General features: G+C 64.9%; 23 protein-coding genes. 15 read left to right on the top strand and 8 right to left on the bottom strand.

Features of this window, described 5'->3' with window-relative positions; genetic code table 11:
- Positions 1 to 439: 439 nt before the first annotated feature.
- Complete coding sequence (locus tag ABZ677_RS22365; RefSeq protein WP_358373369.1) at positions 440 to 961, bottom strand: hypothetical protein; 522 nt, start codon at positions 959 to 961, stop codon at positions 440 to 442.
- Positions 962 to 1,288: 327 nt separating this feature from the next.
- On the opposite strand from ABZ677_RS22365, the gene ABZ677_RS22360 reads away from it, so the two are divergent.
- The 3 genes from ABZ677_RS22360 (at position 1,289) to ABZ677_RS22350 (ending at position 3,295) form a co-directional block, all read left to right on the top strand.
- Positions 1,289 to 1,573, top strand: coding sequence for a hypothetical protein (locus tag ABZ677_RS22360; RefSeq protein WP_358373366.1), 285 nt, complete (start codon positions 1,289 to 1,291; stop codon positions 1,571 to 1,573).
- 93 nt (positions 1,574 to 1,666) lie between these two features.
- A complete protein-coding gene (locus tag ABZ677_RS22355; RefSeq protein WP_358373364.1) occupies positions 1,667 to 2,134 on the top strand; it encodes a ParB N-terminal domain-containing protein in 468 nt (155 codons plus the stop codon).
- A 57-nt stretch (positions 2,135 to 2,191) separates the two neighbouring features.
- Positions 2,192 to 3,295: a hypothetical protein gene (locus ABZ677_RS22350; protein WP_358373361.1), complete on the top strand. Its 1,104-nt coding sequence runs from the start codon at positions 2,192 to 2,194 to the stop codon at positions 3,293 to 3,295.
- A gap of 126 nt (positions 3,296 to 3,421) precedes the next feature.
- On the opposite strand, the gene ABZ677_RS22345 is transcribed toward ABZ677_RS22350, so the two are convergent.
- Complete coding sequence (locus ABZ677_RS22345) at positions 3,422 to 3,646, bottom strand: hypothetical protein (RefSeq protein WP_032370864.1); 225 nt, start codon at positions 3,644 to 3,646, stop codon at positions 3,422 to 3,424.
- A 257-nt stretch (positions 3,647 to 3,903) separates the two neighbouring features.
- Between ABZ677_RS22345 and ABZ677_RS22340 the strand changes: the two genes are divergently transcribed.
- The 10 genes from ABZ677_RS22340 to ABZ677_RS22295 all read left to right on the top strand — a co-directional run bounded on the left by ABZ677_RS22340 (position 3,904) and on the right by ABZ677_RS22295 (position 8,594).
- Positions 3,904 to 4,143, top strand: coding sequence for a hypothetical protein (locus ABZ677_RS22340; RefSeq protein WP_358373358.1), 240 nt, complete (start codon positions 3,904 to 3,906; stop codon positions 4,141 to 4,143).
- A 124-nt stretch (positions 4,144 to 4,267) separates the two neighbouring features.
- Positions 4,268 to 4,483: a hypothetical protein gene (locus ABZ677_RS22335; RefSeq protein ID WP_358373356.1), complete on the top strand. Its 216-nt coding sequence runs from the start codon at positions 4,268 to 4,270 to the stop codon at positions 4,481 to 4,483.
- Entirely contained in the window at positions 4,483 to 4,626 is a 144-nt protein-coding gene (locus ABZ677_RS22330) for a hypothetical protein (RefSeq protein ID WP_358373353.1), read from the top strand. The genes ABZ677_RS22335 and ABZ677_RS22330 overlap by 1 nt, the downstream gene beginning before the upstream one ends.
- Positions 4,623 to 5,549: a hypothetical protein gene (locus tag ABZ677_RS22325; protein ID WP_358373351.1), complete on the top strand. Its 927-nt coding sequence runs from the start codon at positions 4,623 to 4,625 to the stop codon at positions 5,547 to 5,549. The genes ABZ677_RS22330 and ABZ677_RS22325 overlap by 4 nt, the downstream gene beginning before the upstream one ends.
- Positions 5,550 to 5,692: 143 nt before the next feature.
- Positions 5,693 to 6,085 carry a hypothetical protein gene (locus ABZ677_RS22320; RefSeq protein ID WP_358373349.1) on the top strand — a complete coding sequence of 131 codons (393 nt, stop codon included), beginning with the start codon at positions 5,693 to 5,695 and terminating at the stop codon, positions 6,083 to 6,085.
- A 385-nt stretch (positions 6,086 to 6,470) separates the two neighbouring features.
- On the top strand, positions 6,471 to 6,704 hold the full coding sequence (locus ABZ677_RS22315) for a glutaredoxin family protein (protein WP_358373346.1): 234 nt from the start codon (positions 6,471 to 6,473) through the stop codon (positions 6,702 to 6,704).
- A 53-nt stretch (positions 6,705 to 6,757) separates the two neighbouring features.
- Positions 6,758 to 7,345 (top strand): DnaB-like helicase N-terminal domain-containing protein, encoded by a 588-nt coding sequence (locus tag ABZ677_RS22310; protein WP_358373343.1) that lies wholly within the window; start codon positions 6,758 to 6,760, stop codon positions 7,343 to 7,345.
- A gap of 212 nt (positions 7,346 to 7,557) precedes the next feature.
- The gene (locus tag ABZ677_RS22305; RefSeq protein ID WP_358373340.1) at positions 7,558 to 7,827 is read left to right on the top strand and encodes a hypothetical protein; all 270 of its coding nucleotides are present in this window, start codon (positions 7,558 to 7,560) and stop codon (positions 7,825 to 7,827) included.
- 66 nt (positions 7,828 to 7,893) lie between these two features.
- Positions 7,894 to 8,370, top strand: coding sequence for a ribbon-helix-helix protein, CopG family (locus ABZ677_RS22300; RefSeq protein WP_358373337.1), 477 nt, complete (start codon positions 7,894 to 7,896; stop codon positions 8,368 to 8,370).
- Positions 8,367 to 8,594 carry a hypothetical protein gene (locus ABZ677_RS22295; protein WP_358373334.1) on the top strand — a complete coding sequence of 76 codons (228 nt, stop codon included), beginning with the start codon at positions 8,367 to 8,369 and terminating at the stop codon, positions 8,592 to 8,594. The genes ABZ677_RS22300 and ABZ677_RS22295 overlap by 4 nt, the downstream gene beginning before the upstream one ends.
- A gap of 172 nt (positions 8,595 to 8,766) precedes the next feature.
- Here the strand turns inward: ABZ677_RS22295 and ABZ677_RS22290 are convergent, their stop codons facing one another.
- Positions 8,767 to 9,714 carry a hypothetical protein gene (locus ABZ677_RS22290; RefSeq protein ID WP_358373331.1) on the bottom strand — a complete coding sequence of 316 codons (948 nt, stop codon included), beginning with the start codon at positions 9,712 to 9,714 and terminating at the stop codon, positions 8,767 to 8,769.
- 116 nt (positions 9,715 to 9,830) lie between these two features.
- The gene (locus ABZ677_RS22285) at positions 9,831 to 10,268 is read right to left on the bottom strand and encodes a hypothetical protein (RefSeq protein ID WP_358373328.1); all 438 of its coding nucleotides are present in this window, start codon (positions 10,266 to 10,268) and stop codon (positions 9,831 to 9,833) included.
- Positions 10,269 to 10,519: 251 nt separating this feature from the next.
- Here ABZ677_RS22285 and ABZ677_RS22280 point away from each other — a divergent pair, with 251 nt between their 5' ends.
- Positions 10,520 to 10,882, top strand: coding sequence for a hypothetical protein (locus ABZ677_RS22280; RefSeq protein WP_358373325.1), 363 nt, complete (start codon positions 10,520 to 10,522; stop codon positions 10,880 to 10,882).
- Positions 10,883 to 10,896: 14 nt separating this feature from the next.
- Positions 10,897 to 11,523: a DUF6308 family protein gene (locus ABZ677_RS22275; RefSeq protein ID WP_358373323.1), complete on the top strand. Its 627-nt coding sequence runs from the start codon at positions 10,897 to 10,899 to the stop codon at positions 11,521 to 11,523.
- Position 11,524: 1 nt separating this feature from the next.
- Here the strand turns inward: ABZ677_RS22275 and ABZ677_RS22270 are convergent, their stop codons facing one another.
- The 4 genes from ABZ677_RS22270 to ABZ677_RS22255 form a co-directional block, all read right to left on the bottom strand.
- Positions 11,525 to 12,028, bottom strand: coding sequence for a hypothetical protein (locus ABZ677_RS22270; protein WP_358373320.1), 504 nt, complete (start codon positions 12,026 to 12,028; stop codon positions 11,525 to 11,527).
- A gap of 280 nt (positions 12,029 to 12,308) precedes the next feature.
- Positions 12,309 to 12,560, bottom strand: coding sequence for a hypothetical protein (locus ABZ677_RS22265; RefSeq protein ID WP_358373317.1), 252 nt, complete (start codon positions 12,558 to 12,560; stop codon positions 12,309 to 12,311).
- 194 nt (positions 12,561 to 12,754) lie between these two features.
- Positions 12,755 to 13,312 (bottom strand): hypothetical protein, encoded by a 558-nt coding sequence (locus ABZ677_RS22260; protein ID WP_052053470.1) that lies wholly within the window; start codon positions 13,310 to 13,312, stop codon positions 12,755 to 12,757.
- A 3-nt stretch (positions 13,313 to 13,315) separates the two neighbouring features.
- Positions 13,316 to 13,780: a hypothetical protein gene (locus tag ABZ677_RS22255; protein ID WP_358373314.1), complete on the bottom strand. Its 465-nt coding sequence runs from the start codon at positions 13,778 to 13,780 to the stop codon at positions 13,316 to 13,318.
- Positions 13,781 to 13,914: the final 134 nt, after the last annotated feature.

Here is a 13,914-nt window from a genome sequence, read left to right as displayed (position 1 = left end):
CGCTGGCCGCGGCACCAACTCGTGTGGAGTGATACAAACACGCCAACCAGGTCTCGGCATGGTGGGCAACAGTACGTGGACATCTGTCCATCCGTGCACAAAACATCGCGCTCACCGTGGCAGGCTCGTCCGGAGGATCCTTCCGTGACGGAACACCTCTCAAAGTCCGCTCGGAGGGGCTCGCGATGGATACCAAATCGCCCGGACTGCTCCATGCGTGGGCGAAAACTGGACGGGGTCAATGGATTTGCCAACTCAGTTTCCAAATACCGATCGGCAACGGCAGGGGATTCTTGCGGCTCGAAGGCCAGTGGTGCCCCGCCGAGGCAGCGACTCCCGTCGATTAGAAGCGAATCATTCGTCAACTATCTTGGCTAACGGTTTGCGTATAGTTGCAGGGTTCGGTTTCCCTCGCTGCGAAAGCATGACGACGGTTTCGCTATTTTGAAACGAACTCGGCGAGCCACCTTGAGAGTGGGAGGCTTGAATCCGAGTCTCCAAAGGTTCCTTTGGTGACCACCGTCGGGGTGCCGTCGAAGTCGAATCCGATGCTTTGCTCCCAGCCAACAGTCAGCTTCCGCCCCAGAAGGGCTTGGACTGTAATTGGAATGAAATCACCGTGGTTCTTCGAACCTATTAGGGGTGTGTGCTGCGCCCAGAACCGGCCGTCAGGAGTCAGGATGCTGAGACTCAGCAGTCCGCCCTTTTCGCTTCGACGGTGGTACAGCGCATAACCCTCGGGAGAACGTTTCGGGCTCCAAAGCTTACTTCCAGGCAACTCGTACTTCTCCGGTGCTTTCTTGCCGCTCAGATGGGATGCGCACTCCTTGAGGAGACGCATCGTCTGCGGCACTGCACTGCTCGCCGGTACTTTTATAGCGCGCTGAGCCTCCGCGGCTACGCTTTGGCCGAGCGCATTCAGAGCTGCGATGCGCTCGACTTCATCCTTGAACCCAGCCATGCCGGAATTGTAGCGTTAGGGCGCGATGCTGATCGGTCGCAGGAAAGAGTCATCGTATGGGCCTATTGCCATCAACTCCCGGTTGAACTGTACGTCGACCTGGCCGAGCAGGGGCAAGGACGCCGCTACCTTCGACGGAAGAAGCCAGGCATGGACCACCGATCGCACCGACCCGACGTGAGTCGCAGTCTCGATCATCCTGCGCTGTAGGTGATTCGAGCGTGCGGGGTACTGCCGTTCGACGCACGAAATACGGCTCGCATTCGTAATGCCACCGAAAGTCGTTGCAGGACTTGACAATACAGCTTGACGCTGTAAGGTTGGGGCATGGGAGAAACCGAGCAGAACCTCACGGCAGTCACCTCCGAATACGGCGACGAACGCCCCGAACGCGGCCTGGGAGTGTCCATCCGACGGGGCGGCATCGAGGTCGAGTACATCGACGCGACCGGCATCGAGGAGCACGCACCGATGGACTGGACCCCGGACATGGCGCAGGTGCTGCTCGCCCATCGCGGATACGCGGTCACCGGGCGCTGGGTCGACATCAGCGACCGCTGTGCAGAAGATCCGATCTGGGAACTGCCCGTCGTGAAGACCGCCGACCGCTGACCCTCGCTCGACCCTCCACCTGCGAACGGGCACCGGGCAGCTGATATCTGCCCGGTGCCTTACCTGCACACACTAACCAGGGAGACCGCCATCATGACCACCACCATGGCTGCACAATCGGCACCGACCTCGACCGGCTACACCCTCGTCGACGCCGACCCGCACGCCCTCGACATCACCGCCAACGTCCGCGACGGCGTAGACATCACCGCCGACCCCGAGTTCGTCGCCCACGGTGTCCTCCAGGCAGTTTCGGCGGTCCGCCGCGCCGACGGAACCCTGGTCGTCCACGACGGACAGCGCAGAACTCTCGGGGCCCGCGAAGCCGGTCTCACCTCGATACCGGTGATGGTGCGCGAGCAGTCCGACGACGAGAAGGCCGCAGGGATCGAACGCATCACCGAGCAGGTCGTATCCAACGACCAGCGCGAAGACCTCACCACCGGGCAACGCGCCGCCGCCGTCACCGGCCTGCTCGACCTGGGCCTGAACGTGCAGAAGGTCGCGACAGCACTGCACGTCCCCAAGGCGTACGTCGAAAAGGCCGGTCGAGCAGGATGATCCGAGCGCGCTCGCCGCCAGCTCGACGACCGTCAGCTCACCCTCGAAGGGGCTGCGTTGCTTGCTGATCTCGAAGCCGCCGCACAGACGGAGCCGTGGATCACCGAGGCAATCGAGCAGATCTTCGACAACAGATTTGGTTTCAAGTACCGCCTGGCCACCCTCCAGCGCCGCATCGACGAACGCGCCGAGACCACGGCCGCCGCAGCCGACTACATCGCACTCGGCTTCACGTTGCTCCACGACGAACCGTCCACCAGCGAGGGGGAGTGGTACTCACTCGCGGACCTGCGCACCGCCGACGGCGCGGCAGTCCCGGCCGACGCCCCGGAGCACGCACCGCACTTATGGCACGTCCACGTCCACGAAACCGGCACCGTCTGGGTCGACAAGACCACCCGCGAGGAAGTCGCCGAGGACGACATCGACTTCGACACCGAGGACGACGACGACGAGGCGTACGAGGAGCTGCGGCACGCCAACACCGTCGAGAAAGTGAGCGCCTGGGGGTACGAGTACTTCCTGCGCCACGACCATGTGTCTGCGGCCGGCCTCGAACTCGCACCCGAGAAGATCGCCGCCGCGGACGCAAAGGGTGGCGACGCCGAGGACGGATTGACCCCGGCGCAGCGCACAGCCGCGCGCGCCGTAGCCGAACGCATCGAGACCGAACGCGCAGAACGCCGCAAGGTCAAGGCCCTCAACCGTGCCGGAGCCACCGCCACCGACGCCCGACGTGCATTCCTCACCGGTCTGCTCGCGGGCAAGACCGCCCCGAAGAACGCCACCAAGTGGATGGTGACCGCGCTGGCGACCCATGGCGACGTGTTCACCGAATCCAAGTGCTCGGAGCGGTACGGCGAGATCATGGGCTCACCGCTGGGCGAGGTCGACCGCAAGACCAACGGTGCCACGCCCGCTCGCGCCGAGGTGTTGCTGCTTGCCCGTGTGCTCACCGCGTTCGAGGCCCGACTGACGGGGCCGCAGGACGCCAAGGACTACTGGCGGTTCTCCGTCAAGCACTACCGAGGCATGGTCGGCATCGACAGCTACCTGACCTTCCTCGCCGACAGCGGGCACACCCTGACCCCGGTAGAGCAGGCCGCGATCGGCAACATCACCGTCGACGCCGCGTACGCCGCCGTCGACGACGACGCCTGACCATCCGCTGGAGCTTCGCAACCAGCACGACAGGAAGGCCCCGGCCATCACACCGATCGCCGGGGCCTTTCCGGTTCGTCAAGATATGTTGACGCGTAGAGGTGAACCGGGAACGTCGAACGACGATCAGCGTGGGTACAGGTCGGTTCGTGCACCACTGCCGGGTCGGCCTGCGATCCACGCCTCGATGTCCTCCCGCGAATACAGCGGAGTGCGCGAGAGGTGGCGGGCAGGTTTCGGGGCCTGGCCACGAGCGACGTAGGACCGCCACGTCGAGGACGCGATCGCTTTCCCGGTCGAGGCCTCGATCAGTGTCAGAACCTCCGAGAGGGTCAATTCGGCATCGGTCACGGTTTCTCCGATCCCCGCACGAGCATGATTGTCGACATACCCGCACCTTACAGCCCCACGCTGTAAATACTTCGCCGAACCCCTTGCAACCATACAGCGTGACGCTGTATGGTTTGGGTATGACATCGACACGCACCGGCGAGATCGAATGCGATTGGCAGTCAACGCTGTTCACGTCCTGCGCATTGCCCGGGTGTGCTGTTCCGGTCTCTACGCCAGGCGATGTGTGTCAGTCCTGCCGCGCAGCGTTCGGGGACATGCTGAACGTACGAACCGGCGGATTGGCCGTAGATCCGGAGCAGGTCCGCGCCGACCTCGCTGCCCGTGATGCGAGCACCCGTGAGCAGTACCGCGCACAGGCCGCCACCGTGGCTGCCGCGCAACAGGTGTCGACCCGCAAGCGCAACCAGATCTGCTGGCTCTGTGAAGAGCGACGGACCTGCACCTCGACCGCCGGGCGCTGGGAATGCGCCGACTGCCAGACCTTGCCTTCCTGAGCGCCTGCGCACGGCCCGCGACCGTCGTCGCTGAAGTCCTTCTCCGCCCGACCTTGGAGCATCCATGACCGCCACCCTGACCGCGCCCGCAACGCCCGCGCGCCGCCGCCTCAAAGGAGTTGGAATGAAACTGATTTCGCTCGACACCCAGTTCGACGGAACGATCATCGACATTCTCGGCTACCGCACCGCACCCGCAGGCCGCGTCGAGGTCACCGCCCTCCTCGACGCACCCGGTGCCTGGTACAGCCGCACCCACCCCGTCGTCATCGACGCCGGCCATGTGCGACTCTCCCTCGCCGTGCAGTCCATCACCCGCCCCGAGCTGGGCGTGCGGTGATGGCCGAGACCGCAGGCCAGATCGACATCTTCGAGGTGCTCGCCGCCGCCGAAGCCGACGAGCAGAACAGCCGCGTCCAGCGGTACGGCATCCCGGTCCTGTTCTCCAGCCCCACCCGAGCCGGAAAGGCCCATCACCGATGAACAACCCGATACCGCAACCGACGCCCACCTCCACCGATCTCGCAGTGTTCCTGTCGTACGTCCTGTGGGGATGCACAGCCGTCGGGATCGCGGGCATGATTTACGGCGCAGCCACGCTCTACCGGTCTCGCATGTCAGGTAACGAGGCCCGGACCGCCCCGCAGATATGCGCAGGAGGGCTGTTCATCGCCATCGCCGCCACCGCAGTCCGAGCGCTCCTCCTGTCGGTGTCTACCGGCGAGGCAACGGACCTACCTGCCGCCGCCCCGGCACCGTCGGCCATGGTCGACGCCGCACCCGACGCTCCGACGGACTGGACGCCGCTGGTCTGGATCTTCGTCGCACTGGTGCTCGCCCTCGCACTGGCCACGTACCTGATCACCCGCACTCGCAGTCATCTCGTCGACCGCCGCAACGCGAAGAAGGCACTCGAGGCCGACTATGCCGCCGCTCACGCCGTCTACAGCGAGGTCGCGGACGCCTACGCCGCCTATCTGGCCGACCCGTACTCGATCTTCGTCAGGCCCCTGCTCGACGACCTCACCGAGCCGCGCACCGCAACGTTCATCGACGCCTTCGCCGCAATGAACGACGCTCGGCCCGAACACGTCCCCGACACCCACGAACGCGTGCAGGCCTTCGCCGTCGCCGCGCAGAAGGCGCGCACGGCCTGGCGCAGCGCCGATCTCTACGCCCGCAGCGTGGGCTTGCGCGTGACCAGCGTCGACGGTCACCGCACCGTGCGGCGGATCCGCAGCGCACTCGGCATTGCCCTCGACACCTCGGCGACCGGACAGGAACGCGAGACAGCGCTGCGCACCGTCGAGGAACTCGCGGCCGGCATCGTCACCATCCCCGAACGCATCTACGACAACGCCAAGAAGGCCATAGAAACCAGCACACGCAAACAGCTCACCAGCTGACCTACCACGACCCACCGCCGCCCGGTGGCGGTCGACACTCAGCAGTATGTCGGCCCCACCTGGCAACATGACCCACCAACGACACAACGACAGCCACAGCTGTCGATCACGACTGGACACCTTGACGATGACAGGAACCACCGATGAACCCCTTCGCCACATTCCGTGACCACGCCCGGATCCGCCAGGAATTTCTCTTCGACGACAGCGAAGAGAATGCGGCACGCTACTTCGAGTCCGCGGACGCAATGGACGGGCTTCGGATCGGGCTCAACAGGTTTGCCGCTGTTGCTGTAGGCATCCTCGGGATCGCCGCTGCCGCATACAACGTAAAGATGGGCTTCGACGGACACGGCGTCAGCATCATCGAACTCTTATTTCCCGCTCTTGCAGTGGCATTGGTGTTCGCTCTTGTCCGTATCGGCAACGAGCTGGGCTCGAAAGGCACGAAAGAGGTCGTCGCCACCGCGAACAGGGCCAAGTTCATCGGCGATCAACGCCGTAGCACCGCGTCCGACACTGACGACCGACATTGACACCACGACGCGCGAACGGACGGCAACGAAGAGCTACCGCGCCGCCGACCATCATCCACCCACCCAATCCGTACCCCAACTGACGCCGCCGTGGAGCAACAGCTCCGGCGGCGTTTTACATGTCTCGATCACGGCGATGCACCAGTAGTCGGGCGACGGCACCATGATCCGAATGTGGAATGAACACTGTTCCCTGTCGATTTTACGTCTTCCTCTCCGTACTGCCGAGAAGGGACCGCAACCGACGTAATTCCAGACTGCTCATAACAGTAATCGATTGTGCACCAACATATTCGAGCTAAGAGGCCTTGCTTTATCTATGGCTAATCGGGGCATTGTGGGATAAAATTGAACCTATCGGAACGATTCTCTCAAGGAGTGAGCTATGTCGATCACTGTGTACACGAAACCCGAATGCAACAACTGCGATCAAACAAAACGACGCCTGAACAAGCACGGGATCGAATACACGACCATCGATGTCACCGAAGATGCAGCGGCGCGCGAGTTCGTCACCGACGGACTCGGCTACCGGCAGATGCCCGTCGTGGTCGTCGACGAGAACACCCACTGGTCCGGCTTTCGGATCGACGCCCTCGACAAGCTCGCCGCCGCCTGACCGACCGCTCCGTTGACCCTGTTCGAGATTGACCTGCGAGAACGAGCCCGACGATGACGCCACTGAGCGCAGTTCCACCGCCCGACGAGCCCGAGCGTGTCGTTCGCAGCCTCGCCGCCGTGGACGACGACACTGCCGTCGACAACGAGACAGCTCACGAGCCGTCCACCGACCCCGAGGCACTGCTGCTGTGCGCCCTGATGTGGAGCTCCCACACCGGGGGAGTGTCCGCCGAAGATCTGCGCATCACCGCGATCGTGACCGCCGACGATTTCGACGACGTCGCATACCGGCGAATGTTCGTCGTGATCGCCGGTCTCGTCGCGGCCGGCGAACCCTACGACCCGGCGAGCGTCACCGCAGCCTTCATGCGATCCGGATCCGGCGGAGCCAAAGACGCGCCCCTGCGTCGCCGCTTGAACGAGGTCATCACCGCCGGGGCAGACGGTTTCACCGCCGCCCACTACGCCGACATCGTTCTCTCTCAGTCCTACCGGCGCAGTTACCGGACCGTGGCAGCGGCAATCGTCCACGCCGCCGAGGAGCTACCGGAGGAATACCTGTTCGATCACCTCGTGGAGCACGGGCGCGCTCAACGCGCACTGTGGCGGCGGCTCAACACGTTTCGGTTAGGGCAGTGACCCTCGACAGTCCCCGCACCCGCACCGGAGCCCGCAACTAAGGAGGCACTCGCGGTGTCGACTCTCACGGACGCCGCTACAACGGACACACCGGACGGTGAGAATTTACTCACCCGATCACCGGCTGCGGTGCGACGCTCCGCCTGACCACTTCACCTCGGTAGCGGGTTTTGTGTTACACAACAGGGTGGTTTTGTAGTACACTACTGGATATGGGGATCGAGTGGACGGTCAGCGCCGACAAGCATGAAATCGACCGCGAGGACGCCCTGTACGCAATGGAGAACGCCCTGTATTTCGAGGAGGAGTTCGACGAACCGCGCGTTCCAGGACGCGCGAAACCGACGTTGTTCATCGGCCCGCCCCGAATGTTGGGTGGACCGCTTCTCGAAGTGATGGTGGAGATGATTCCGCCGCGCAGGATGGTCGTCTTCCACGTCATGGAAGCACGTCCGCAGCATCTCGCGCGGATGGACGACTGAACGATCCGGGCATCCGCTCGCGCACTGCTCCACATACCCAGCTCCACATACCCAGAGGTGATGACCATGAACGACACCAAGAAGACAGGCACCGGCACGACCAGGCGGGACGCCGATCCGGCCCGCACCACCAAGCGGGACGCCGATCAGACCCGGGCGATTCGGCAATGGGCACAAGACAACGGGCACAGTGCTACTTCTGCCCGAGGCTCACTCGACTCCGAGGTCGATGCTGGGTCGGACTACGACGCCCTGTCCGATTGGGCCGAGAACGAGATGACCTTGCCCATCAAGTCGACGACAGCGAAGCGTGGCCGCGAGGCCGCCGCTGCGGGCCGGGCTTTGCTCGACCGCGTCGGCGGACGCCCGTCACTGGACCCCGACGCCGAACCCGGCACCGAATCCCCGGTGCGGCAGGTCCGGCTACCTCAGTCGCTCGATGCACGTATCAACGCGATCGCCGAACAGCAGGGACGCAGCCGATCAGCGGTACTGCGCGATGCAGCAGCCGAGTACGCCGACACACACAGCGCAAACGCGTGAGCGCTGCAGGCGGTGTCAGCGCCGAGGCGGAGTCCCCGATCGGGGCGTACCTGTGGTGGTGCGGACACGTCGGAGCCGACGCACACGACCTCGATGCGCTGCAGGAGTGGGACCACCTCCACGCCGACGAGACGACCGACGCCGAACGCCGCACCCTGACCGCCTGGGCACTGGCGGCCGGCATCTTCGGCGCACCCGGCACCGCGCCGCACCCGCAGCGCTGACCGCGCGCCCAACCCGGCCCGAACGACAAAGGCACCCACACCGGCTGTGTGGGTGCCTTTCTCGCGTGTGCGGACGAGCGGTATCAGTGGCGATCGCCGATCCGGACCTCGTCGGCGAAGTCGATGTCGTAGTCGGCCAGATACGGCGCATCGGGGTCATGGTGGTCGGTGGTCATCCGAGACCGTGGTCGGCTGACCGCGATATCGCCGCTGTGTGTGTCGGGGCAGGGGCGGTGTGCAGCGTGGACGAGGTGGCCTGTGCAGCTCTGGACGAGCGTCCGGTCGGGGGAGTGACCAACCCGCGCGGACGTGTCGAGGAGCGTTCGACGTCCGCTGCGTGCGCCATCGGCGGCGTCGATACCGACGCGGACACAGCTGCGGTGTTGTCCGGGCGGGCGGCCGGCCTCGATCGAGCTCGCAGCTCGTCGAGGTCGGCGGCGAGTGCGGTGATGTGTTCGGCGTCGGCGACCGGGTCCAGGACGGAGAGGTTCGCCCGCAGGTTCCGCACCTGCACGGACCGTTCGGCGGCGATGCGGTCGGTGTCGGAGACGTCCGCTGTGTGGGTCACGCGCAGCACCGTCTCGTTGCGCATCGGTTCGATGGTGCCGCCGAGATCGGCGGCGAGCTGCTCGGCGATGCGGTGCGCATCCTGAGGTGTGTACGCGCCGACCTCGGTGCGCGAGTTCGGGATCGGGCCAGGCCGGGTGGAGTACACCTCCACATCGAGAACTGCGACGGCGTCGGGGCCGTCGACCGCCGAGTCGGGTAGCGGCGGTGTTGCTTCGACGATGGCGGCTACTGCCGCGGTGACATTGCGTGGTGCGGGGATGACGGTGCGCAGGACACCGTTCTTGTAGTCCTGGAGTCCGGTGAGGTCGGCGGCGAGTTCGCCGGGGGTGCCGATGAACTCGACATCACGGCGTGAGGTGCCCTCGCCGACTGCGTCGATGACGACGGAGACGGTGTCGAATTCGTACGTGTCTGCCAGTGCTGCTGCTTGGGTGAGCGCGAACTGTGCGGCGGAGCGGGAGGTGTAGAACGAGCCGCGTGCGTGCACGAAGCCTGGGTCGCCGTTGCGGTCGAGGGAGGCTACTTCGACGTTGAATCCGGGCTGGGTCATGTGTGTGGTCCTTTGACGTGATGGGGTGCGCCCGCACGTGAGATGTGTCGAGCGTGCGAGGGCACGGGGGATCCGCGACCGGTGCCGGTGCGCGGGTGGTGTGAGTGCAGCAGTGTTCAGTGCGCGGGCGCAGTCGAGGACTGCGGTTCGGTCGACACGTCGGGTGCAGGCGACGAGGCGTCGTCATCGTGGTGTCGGTCCGGTGCCGCGGTGGTGTTCTCGGCACCGACTCGGCGGCGCGCAGTGGCGCGACCGGTGGCGCGTTTCGCTGACGCCTTGGATGCCTTCTTGCCGGTCGGCGGTGTCGGAGCGGTCAGACCACTTCCGGTGAGTTCGGCAACCGTCCACCCGGCATCGATCGCTTCTTTGTACGCGGCGGCGTGTTCGGCGTTCGCGTGTTCAGCGGCGCGAGTGGCCTCGGCGACCTTCTCGCGCGCATCAGCGGATGCCTGGGCGGCGTCGAAAAGGGACTCGATGTATTTGGTGCGATTTTCTATCGCGGCGCGTGCGCGCGCGATGACGGTGTCTTTGTCGACCGTGGGGGAGATGGACATCAGAGGTGAGGGCCTTCCAGTTTCGGTGCGCGGAAATCCCCACCGGATAGGTACCGATCGCTCACAGAGCCACACAACCCACAGTGCGGTGAACGCAGTGCGGGGTGAACCGGTACAGGTGGGGCGCGCTCGAACGTGACCCTCATCGACGCTCGAACTGACTCGATCCTAGATCATCTGCACGCTGCGCGGGGTGCCACCAGCGCCCAGATGTGTGTTTCGTGTCGGTGCCTGCTGGCACCGTGCCGACCATGACCGACGACGACGCCACCACACCGCAGCCTCTCGTGCGCGTGCGGGCGGTGCTCGACGGCGAGGTCCCCAATGGGACGCACGTCGTCGCGCACGGCACCCTCGAGGACGTCGCAGTGAAGACGAATCAGCAGACAGGTCAGTGGGCGATGGGGCGACTCGTCGACGGAAACGACTCGATCGACTTCTGGATGTTCCCGCGCGCGTTTGCACGCACCGGACGATCGTGCGTCGAGGCTGCCGGCCCGATAGCTGCGACCGCATGTGTGTCTGGCCCGCCGGAGCGCACCGCGCTGATCATCAACAGCATGGAGCGCATCGAACCGCACCCGGAACCCGGTGTCGACACCACCGCTGTCTGACACGATCGACCGCTATGAGTGTCACTCTTCCACCGCCCCTGATCGCCGACTCCGACGACGATGCGGCCGCTCTGCTGCGTCGGTACTACGGCGGCACCTACCTCGATGCCGGGTGCTACACCGGCGCGTACTTCGACAGTTGGGCACCGCAGAACCGCGCCGCCGACAGCAACCGGTTCACCGCCGACGATCTCGTCGCCATCACCTTCCTGTCGGTCAACGTCACCGCGAGCGCGGCGCGCGAACTGCTCGTCACCCGAGCCGCACGGTTCGCAGAGTTGCTCGACGCCGTTGGCCCGGACCGCGACCTCGCCGACGAAGCGGGCGGGCTCACACCCGACGCGCCGATCCTGCTGCTGGAGGACGAACTCCGAAGCGTGGGGGACATCGGCCGCACCATCGCCACGAAGTTGATGGCCCGCAAACGCCCCCGCCTGGTCCCGATATACGACACGGTCGTCGGGCGCGTGCTGAATACGGTGATGGTGCACCGTGATCCCATCCGGGAAGCGCTGCGCGCGGACGGCGGTGCGCTGCACACTCGACTACTGAGAATCAGAGCGGCCGCAGCGTTGCCCGACGACATCAGTGCGCTCCGCGTCCTCGACGTCATCAGTTGGATGCACGGCAAATCGAACTAAATCAGTAGGGGACCGCAGGATGCAGTTCGAAGCCGAATTCGGTTAGCGGTTGCAGCGCAGCCGTGGACGAGCGAGGAAGGAACAGAGCGAAGACCTGTATGTAACCGGCAGCGGTTTCCATCGTGGCGTACGGGCCCTGTCCTACTACGTCGTTCTCGGCCTTGAACCGCGATGAATAGAGGCCGATCCCGATCTGGTCTGTTCCCTGGCGCGGCATACAGATCGCTGATCCTTGATCCGAGCTGGGGAGCATTGAGCCGCCCTGCCCGTCGAGGAAACTGCCGGGCTTATAGACGGCCGCGAACCAGTCGTCAGAGGTGGACGCGGCAAACGTCTTCCCCGTTGTCTCCTCGGCTGCATTGCCGTTGCTGTCACTGTCTGACGAACAGCCCGCCAGTACGGCTGCGAATGCAGTCAAGGCCGCAGCGCGCCCGAGGTTCTTCCTCCGCGTCTGCGTCGATCGCGCGTCGCGTACTTCACTGCGTGGTGCTCCGCGTCGCCGCACGTCTTCTCCTGCCGATGGTGTTAGTAAGACCTGAAACCATCTCGTTCGGTTTGCTCAGAACGTTACTGGAGGCATGTTCGTTCGGAACGGGAATTCGCCACGGAGCCGTCCACTCGATGCTGTGCACGCGTGCACGGCGACGTCGTGCCGGTGGGATGCGTTTCCCCCTGCGCAGTCGGCTCGCGACGCGTTGCACACGGCCCGCGCAGCCGCCGTTGCATCGACTGCACATCGCCCCGGCACGGTGACTGCGACATCGTGTGCAGATGGGCGATATCGGTCAGTAGTAGTCGTTGTCGTACTGGTTGCGGTAGTACCCGCGACGGGCCCTGCGGTCATCGACTCCGCTGGCACCGCCGAGCGCGAACAGGGGAACCATGAACAGCATCACGGCGATGAACGCGCCGATCACCGCGATGAACGCGCCGAACACGACAGCGAGAACGACGAGGTACGCGCCGACACCGATGACGGTGAGAATGTTCGCCACAAAACCCTTCCATCCGGGATCGTTCTCGCCGAGGTACCGCACGTACCAGATCAGAAATCCGGCACCGGCGACAGCGAGCAGGGGGAGCGGTCAGACGTCGTCGGTGAAGAGCGAGGAGAGCGTCATCTCGTGAGTCCTTTTCGTTGAGGACTGCTCTCACCGGTGCGGCGGTGCGGCCCAAGCCTTGATGGACCTATCTCTACCGGTCGCCACCGACATGTGTCGTGGCGTTCGTTTCAGAACAGGGTCGGTGGTGCTTGGGCGTCGAAGCTGTGGCCGGCGAATGCGGCCCGCATTCTCGGTTCGTCGTAGCCATCCTTGAGTGCGTCGCGGATCGCAACGGCGCGCCCGTACCGTCCGCGCGGATCCCCGCCTGCCGGTGTCGGTCCGATGTGCCGGCCGACGGCAACAGCGTGCGCGAGGTTCGCCGATTGGGTGCCGCGTTTGAGGTGACCGTCGGCCACCCGCACGCACAATGTCTCGTCGCAGTCGTGCTCACCGACGATCCCGTCACCGAGGTCGCCGTATTCGAGTAGAAGTGCGAACCGGTGCGCGGACAACGTGCGTGGTGCGTCGCCGTCGGTGAAGGTAAATCTGCCGTAGCCGTCCGGAAAGCTCACCGACCCCCTGAAAAAATGGCAGCTCGGAGTTTTGACCACCTTCGCCCAGAACCTGGCCACGGTCTTCGCAGTCAACGGCTGCTGCAACGGTCGCCACACCCGGCGAACCGGCTGCGGTGTTGCAGCGTCGGTGTCGTCGCCGAACAACGCCAGTTGCATCACCGCGGCGGTCATCGGCTAGCCCTGACTCGTCGCGGGCTCGGCGTCCGGGTCGCTGTCGCCGGTCGCGGTTTCGCTCGTCGTTGCATCGCCTGTCGACGTCGAGTCACCCGGCTCGTTCAAGGCCGATCCATCACGCGATTCTGCGTTTGCATCCGAGTCGGAGTCCGAGGTGTCGTCGCCGGTGTCCGCGCTCGCCGACGGCGCTGCGGTGTCGGCGAGCAGTGCCAGAAGTTTGCGAGCTTCGCCGGTCGTGATCCCCGCGAGTGTCGCAGCGGCGCTGAGTGTTCCTTCCCGGCCCCGGATGTCGTCGAGTGCGCGGGCCATCGCCAGCCGGGCCGCATCGATCTGGTCAGCGGCCGCGAAGTAGTCCGTCAGCGAGCCCATGTTCTTCTCGTCGCGCGCTTTGCGGTCGGCGACGACTTTTTGCTGCGCTGCCCGTGCCCGAGCACGCGCAGTCATCCGAGCCTGAGTCGACGCCATGCCGCCAACCATAGCCCCAGACGCCGTCAATCACACAGATCCTGACACAACCTCCCGCCACATCACCGATCCACCACCACCGAAACCCCAGTTCGCAACCAACCGCTTCCACTGCGACCGAAAACCGATCCAAA

This window comes from Rhodococcus sp. NPDC006774 (assembly GCF_040636045.1).
Taxonomy (GTDB): Bacteria; Actinomycetota; Actinomycetes; order Mycobacteriales; family Mycobacteriaceae; genus Rhodococcoides.
Note: the sequence above shows the minus strand (reverse complement) of the source record. Positions and strands in the feature narration are given on the sequence as shown.

Coding starts and splice junctions, on each gene's coding strand:
- ABZ677_RS22260 (WP_052053470.1), bottom strand. CDS start 13,312: ATGACCGCCGCGGTGATGCAACTGGCGTTGTTCGGCGACGACACCGAC.
- ABZ677_RS22340 (WP_358373358.1), top strand. CDS start 3,904: ATGCTGAACGTACGAACCGGCGGATTGGCCGTAGATCCGGAGCAGGTC.
- ABZ677_RS22280 (WP_358373325.1), top strand. CDS start 10,520: ATGACCGACGACGACGCCACCACACCGCAGCCTCTCGTGCGCGTGCGG.
- ABZ677_RS22300 (WP_358373337.1), top strand. CDS start 7,894: ATGAACGACACCAAGAAGACAGGCACCGGCACGACCAGGCGGGACGCC.
- ABZ677_RS22315 (WP_358373346.1), top strand. CDS start 6,471: ATGTCGATCACTGTGTACACGAAACCCGAATGCAACAACTGCGATCAA.
- ABZ677_RS22275 (WP_358373323.1), top strand. CDS start 10,897: ATGAGTGTCACTCTTCCACCGCCCCTGATCGCCGACTCCGACGACGAT.
- ABZ677_RS22355 (WP_358373364.1), top strand. CDS start 1,667: ATGACCACCACCATGGCTGCACAATCGGCACCGACCTCGACCGGCTAC.
- ABZ677_RS22325 (WP_358373351.1), top strand. CDS start 4,623: ATGAACAACCCGATACCGCAACCGACGCCCACCTCCACCGATCTCGCA.
- ABZ677_RS22335 (WP_358373356.1), top strand. CDS start 4,268: ATGAAACTGATTTCGCTCGACACCCAGTTCGACGGAACGATCATCGAC.
- ABZ677_RS22365 (WP_358373369.1), bottom strand. CDS start 961: ATGGCTGGGTTCAAGGATGAAGTCGAGCGCATCGCAGCTCTGAATGCG.
- ABZ677_RS22290 (WP_358373331.1), bottom strand. CDS start 9,714: ATGACCCAGCCCGGATTCAACGTCGAAGTAGCCTCCCTCGACCGCAAC.
- ABZ677_RS22360 (WP_358373366.1), top strand. CDS start 1,289: ATGGGAGAAACCGAGCAGAACCTCACGGCAGTCACCTCCGAATACGGC.
- ABZ677_RS22310 (WP_358373343.1), top strand. CDS start 6,758: ATGACGCCACTGAGCGCAGTTCCACCGCCCGACGAGCCCGAGCGTGTC.
- ABZ677_RS22285 (WP_358373328.1), bottom strand. CDS start 10,268: ATGTCCATCTCCCCCACGGTCGACAAAGACACCGTCATCGCGCGCGCA.
- ABZ677_RS22320 (WP_358373349.1), top strand. CDS start 5,693: ATGAACCCCTTCGCCACATTCCGTGACCACGCCCGGATCCGCCAGGAA.
- ABZ677_RS22255 (WP_358373314.1), bottom strand. CDS start 13,780: ATGGCGTCGACTCAGGCTCGGATGACTGCGCGTGCTCGGGCACGGGCA.
- ABZ677_RS22330 (WP_358373353.1), top strand. CDS start 4,483: ATGGCCGAGACCGCAGGCCAGATCGACATCTTCGAGGTGCTCGCCGCC.
- ABZ677_RS22305 (WP_358373340.1), top strand. CDS start 7,558: ATGGGGATCGAGTGGACGGTCAGCGCCGACAAGCATGAAATCGACCGC.